Origin of the sequence: Halorubrum sp. F4, assembly GCF_027257195.1 — an archaeon.
Lineage (GTDB): Archaea > Halobacteriota > Halobacteria > Halobacteriales > Haloferacaceae > Halorubrum.
This window is the reverse complement of record NZ_JAPDFS010000034.1, coordinates 1-4,363: the sequence shown is the minus strand read 5'-3', so window position 1 is coordinate 4,363 and position 4,363 is coordinate 1. Positions and strand designations below refer to the sequence as shown.

Here is a 4,363-nt window from a genome sequence, read left to right as displayed (position 1 = left end):
CCGCCGCCCGTCGTGTCCTTCCCGCGAGGAACGCGGAGCCGGAAGTGGTCGCCATCGGGAGTCCGCTTCACGTGGCGGGGAGTCACCTGCGGGATCTCGAAGGCGCGGAGCCCGACGTACCCACCGAGTTGGATAAGCAGATCGTCGCGGTGACCGCCGGCCGCCCGGCGGAGTTCGTCGAGCTCGTCGTCTCGGAGCCACACTTTGTACAGGTCCTCGCCCTGCGTGGACTCTAAGCGCATGAGAAGTTCTCTAACAAGCTGGCATATAAGACGGGAGAACCGACGGGGTCCCCGGCGTGATCGGGCCGGTATTCGCGTGTTGAGTGACGAGTTCTCTCACAACTCGCTACTTACAGAAGGTCGTCGATCCATCCACACCACGCCTCGAAGTCGTCGGCACCGCACTGGTCGGCGATCGACCGGTAGGTATCCTGTGAGATCTGGTCGCTGTCCGTGAGCGGGACGGACACGACCCGGACCTCGTCGGTGTCCGGACTCTCGTACCGGAGCCTCACGTGGCTTCCCTCGCGACCGACCGGGCGATACCCCATCGATCGGAGCGCCTTCACGATCTCTCGACCATCAAAACTCGCGTAGACCATCCGAGAACTACTCCCACGGCGGCTCGCCGGCGTCTTCGATCTCGTCGGGATCGACGCCGATCTCCTCGAGGAACGCCTCCTCGTCGTCGATCGGCTCGCCGCCGCCGGCGTGGAGGGTCAACGCGTCCGCGAGCCGAGAGAGCGCGACCGGCTTCGAGTCACCGGAAGCGGCGACGCCCGACTCGACGTCGCGCGCCGTCACGAGGTCACCCTCGTAGGTGAACTCCACCCCGTCGGCGCGGTCGTTCTCCGAAGTGGTCGCCATTACCTGTCTCAAGGCGTGGGACGGATGAAAAGTGTTCGGTCGGACTGTGTGTGAGAAGTCGCCAATCCTACGCGAGCCAACTCGACAGCTTTCGCGCGTCGACCAGGTCCACGCTCCGGTCGCTCGCCTGTTCCTCCGCCGGACCCGTGAACGAACTCGACGTGACGATCGCGGCCCGGTCCGCTCCGACGTCCATCCCGTCCGCCAGCGCCTCTTTGACCGCCGGTGAACTCACCTTGTTTCCGCTCCCGTAGCTCCTTACGTCGATCGCGACCGTCTCCGAGTCGTTACTCGCGAGGAGATCGATCTTCCCCGACGACTTCCGTTCGACGCTGTACCCTCGGTCCTCGTACGCTCCCGCGACCGTGTTCCGGAACTCCTTGGGAGCCATCGCCTGGAGGCTATCGGGATCGATCTCCGTCGAGCCCGTCGTCGACTCGGGGTCGGTGGCCGGTTCCGGCTCGGGTTCGGAAGCGTCGCCCTCCTGGTCGGTTTCGGTCACGCTCTCGGAGTTGTCCTGTGAGGACCCTCCCGAGAAATTGACCGAGTTCGCTCCGAACCACAGGACAAGAATCAGTATCAGAATTAGAGCTTCCGGCCAGCCGATCGGGAACGACGAAAGGATCACTCCCGATCCCCCGCGTATCTATCCGTGGAAACGGCGAAGGTGTCACTCGCGGAGCGTACCGCGCGGACGTCGGTTCTCATACGAACCGAGGGTGACACGGTCGGGTATTAAAACCGGGGCCTCGCGCGCATTATGCGCGCTCGCGCTACTCGCCGATGTCCTCGAGGTCGTCGGCGTCGAGCTCGCCAGCGAGGTAGGCGCGGCCGCGGTCGGTGATTTCCGTGTAGCCCTGTGGATCGTCGAAACGTTCTACGAGCCCTGCCTTTTCGAGGTTCGGCAGCCTACGATCGACGGTCGGCTGAGATACGTTGTCGATGTTGAAAGCGATCGCCGTGGGCGGCAGCGCGAGCCCGTGTTCTGCGAGGAATTCCAGAATCGCGTCATCCGACTTAGTCATCCAACTCACCACGGGCCTCATGAGCCGGCGATACCGGTAGCCGGCTCTTAGTTATAGGGTAATCCTGCGAGGTTGATAGCTTGAACATCCTGTGTGATACTCAGAACCATCATAGTTAAGACCCCAGAACCCACAGGTGTCTCGCAGGAACCCACGGCTCGAGGTCGAGTCGTCCTGAGAAGGATGCGGGCCGCGCTGGTGTAGGGCCAGCCGACCCGCGTGGGGTTCCGTGCTGAGAGCACGAAACCCATGGAAGCAAAGACGACACGGGGGCTTGAAACTCCCGACCGAGAGGAGGCATCGGCGTTCACTACCACCGCGGATCCGCTCGCGATCTTGCGGCGCGCGGACCGCGCGGCCCACGACGTGGCGCAAACGTCACTCGCCGAGTTCGACGGCGAGATCGACCTGTATCCCGAGAACCATGTTTAGAACACATAGCGACAGAACCGGCAGAACCGGCCGTATCGCCCGACGTAACGACCACTTTCAGTTTCACTGCGAACCTTTGGCCGCTCCCTTTTTAATGGGGGCGGCTCCGTCCGGTATGGTCGAGATCGACCTTGACGAGGAGACGGATCGGTGGCAGTGGCGGTGTCCCGCGGGTCACCGATCGTGGGAACCGACGAACTACCACTTCTGGTGTGCCCAGTGCGCTCGGGGGAAGCACCCGAAAGCGGAGCCGGAGTTCGACGAGCTCCGGAACGTGAAGACCGGGGACCTGGTGGAGCGCGACGAGGTGGAGCTGGTCCGCGACTCCGAGAGCTACCACAGTCTCCGAGGTGGGAAGGCGTGAGCGACTTCTCGCACGACGTCGACGAGGAGGTCGAAGTCGAGATCCGCCGGAACGGGAACGGCTCGGTGCTCGCGTACGTCGACCGGGACCGTGCGGAGGAGGCGTTCGACAACCACCGCGAGGTGCTCCGGTCGCTGTACGACCTGGTCGACCGGCGTCACGGGTCGAACGGCGAGACGGTCGCCCGCCTCGAGGTACGGGAGGACGGGCTCGGGGAGATCCTCGTGCGCGACGAGTACGTTCGCGAGATCGGGACCGACCGCGCGCTCGCGTTGGCGGACCAAATGCGGTACCACGCGGAGAGCCCGGAACTGGTGACGGACGGGGGAGTCGACCAGGACGACGACGATCTCGCTCGGATCGCCGACACCCTCGAGCTCCAGAACGCGCTCCTCCTCCAGCTGGTCCAGGACCAGCGCCGGGAGGCGGCGCGGGAGCACCGGGACCCGGACCACACCGGGGCGTCGGACCACTCGACGGCGACCGACGTCGTCGACGCGTACGGCGACCTCTACGGGGGCTCGATCGGGTGGGAGTTCGATCCGGTGAGCGACCAGGTCGACGGCATGGGGGACTCGCGGTGAGCGAGGATCTCGACCCGATCACACCGCGCGATGCTGTGCGTCTCTATCTCGCGGATCGGGAGATGGAACTGTCGGAGAAGAGCCTGGAGAACCACCGCTACCGGTTGGACTCCTGGCTCGCGTTCTGTGACGATCAGGATATCGACAACATGGCCGATATCACGGGCCGAACGGTCCACGAGTACCGTGTCTGGCGACAGAACGGCGAGGGAGACGGTTACGAGGCTGTCTCGAAGGCGACGCTGAAAGGGAACCTCGCGACGTTGCGCGTGTTCTTCGAGTTCTGTGCCAGCATCGACGCGGTCGAGAGCGGTCTCCGGGAGCGCGTTCGGGTCCCGAAGCTCGACGCTGAGGAGATCTCCCGCGACGAGAAGCTGGAGGAGGCGAACGCGGAGGCGATGCTGGAGTACCTGGAGAAGTTCCGGTACGCGTCTCGTGAGCATGCGATCCTCTCGCTGCTGTGGCACACGGGGATCCGACTCGGGACGCTACGCGCGTTCGACGTCGCGGACTTCGATCGCGACGACCGCTGTCTTGACGTTCGCCACCGGCCCGATGAAGGGACGCCGTTGAAGAACGGACTCGGCGCGGAACGTTCGATCGCGATCGGCGAATACCACGTCGATGTCCTCGAGGACTACATCGACTATAACCGGCCGGATGTCACCGACGAGTTCGGTCGCCGTCCCCTGTTCGCGAGCGAGCAGGGTCGACTCTCGGATTCTCCGATCCGGTTGACGGCGTACAAATGGACCCAGCCGTGCCGCTGGAGCGAGTGTCCACACGACGAGGATCCGAGCACCTGCGAGTTCCGGAAACGGGAGTCGATGAGCGGGTGTCCCTCGTCGAGATCTCCTCACGGCGTTCGTCGGGGAGCGATCACGAAGCACCTCCGGGATGGCACGCCGGAGGAGGTCGTCAGCGATCGGATGAACAGTTCGCGCGAGGTCATCGACCAGCACTACGACGAGCGGTCTGAGCGCGAGAAGATGCGGCTCCGTAGAGAACTCATTCAGGACCTATGAACCACACCCAGAATCCCATCGAGTCACCCGGTCTCGCCGAGGAGCGTCTCTCCCCGCGAGTCCA

The 4,363-nt window shown here is 64.3% G+C and carries 8 protein-coding genes and 1 pseudogene; 4 read left to right on the top strand and 5 right to left on the bottom strand.

Features of this window, described 5'->3' with window-relative positions:
• The 5 genes and pseudogenes from OKW78_RS16420 to OKW78_RS16400 all read right to left on the bottom strand — a co-directional run.
• A pseudogene (locus OKW78_RS16420) lies at positions 1-242 on the bottom strand (site-specific integrase); the annotation flags it as partial.
• A 110-nt stretch (positions 243-352) separates the two neighbouring features.
• Positions 353-604, bottom strand: coding sequence for a type II toxin-antitoxin system HicA family toxin (locus OKW78_RS16415; RefSeq protein ID WP_281196135.1), 252 nt, complete (start codon positions 602-604; stop codon positions 353-355).
• A gap of 7 nt (positions 605-611) precedes the next feature.
• Positions 612-869 (bottom strand): hypothetical protein, encoded by a 258-nt coding sequence (locus OKW78_RS16410; protein ID WP_281196134.1) that lies wholly within the window; start codon positions 867-869, stop codon positions 612-614.
• Between the two features lie 67 nt (positions 870-936).
• Positions 937-1,371 carry a restriction endonuclease gene (locus OKW78_RS16405; RefSeq protein WP_281196133.1) on the bottom strand — a complete coding sequence of 145 codons (435 nt, stop codon included), beginning with the start codon at positions 1,369-1,371 and terminating at the stop codon, positions 937-939.
• A gap of 271 nt (positions 1,372-1,642) precedes the next feature.
• Positions 1,643-1,915 carry an ArsR family transcriptional regulator gene (locus OKW78_RS16400; RefSeq protein WP_369335044.1) on the bottom strand — a complete coding sequence of 91 codons (273 nt, stop codon included), beginning with the start codon at positions 1,913-1,915 and terminating at the stop codon, positions 1,643-1,645.
• Positions 1,916-2,143: 228 nt separating this feature from the next.
• Between OKW78_RS16400 and OKW78_RS16395 the strand changes: the two genes are divergently transcribed.
• From OKW78_RS16395 to OKW78_RS16380, 4 genes are all read left to right on the top strand, one after another.
• On the top strand, positions 2,144-2,326 hold the full coding sequence (locus OKW78_RS16395) for a hypothetical protein (protein ID WP_281196131.1): 183 nt from the start codon (positions 2,144-2,146) through the stop codon (positions 2,324-2,326).
• Positions 2,327-2,441: 115 nt separating this feature from the next.
• The gene (locus OKW78_RS16390) at positions 2,442-2,690 is read left to right on the top strand and encodes a hypothetical protein (RefSeq protein ID WP_281196130.1); all 249 of its coding nucleotides are present in this window, start codon (positions 2,442-2,444) and stop codon (positions 2,688-2,690) included.
• Complete coding sequence (locus OKW78_RS16385; protein WP_281196129.1) at positions 2,687-3,274, top strand: hypothetical protein; 588 nt, start codon at positions 2,687-2,689, stop codon at positions 3,272-3,274. The genes OKW78_RS16390 and OKW78_RS16385 overlap by 4 nt, the downstream gene beginning before the upstream one ends.
• Positions 3,271-4,299, top strand: coding sequence for a site-specific integrase (locus OKW78_RS16380; RefSeq protein ID WP_281196128.1), 1,029 nt, complete (start codon positions 3,271-3,273; stop codon positions 4,297-4,299). Before OKW78_RS16385 ends, OKW78_RS16380 begins: the two co-directional genes overlap by 4 nt.
• Positions 4,300-4,363: the final 64 nt, after the last annotated feature.

Bases quoted from the DNA above. Each gene is read 5' to 3' on its own strand.
- OKW78_RS16395 (WP_281196131.1), top strand. From the start codon at position 2,144: ATGGAAGCAAAGACGACACGGGGGCTTGAAACTCCCGACCGAGAGGAG.
- OKW78_RS16390 (WP_281196130.1), top strand. From the start codon at position 2,442: ATGGTCGAGATCGACCTTGACGAGGAGACGGATCGGTGGCAGTGGCGG.
- OKW78_RS16400 (WP_369335044.1), bottom strand. From the start codon at position 1,915: ATGAGGCCCGTGGTGAGTTGGATGACTAAGTCGGATGACGCGATTCTG.
- OKW78_RS16415 (WP_281196135.1), bottom strand. From the start codon at position 604: ATGGTCTACGCGAGTTTTGATGGTCGAGAGATCGTGAAGGCGCTCCGA.
- OKW78_RS16410 (WP_281196134.1), bottom strand. From the start codon at position 869: ATGGCGACCACTTCGGAGAACGACCGCGCCGACGGGGTGGAGTTCACC.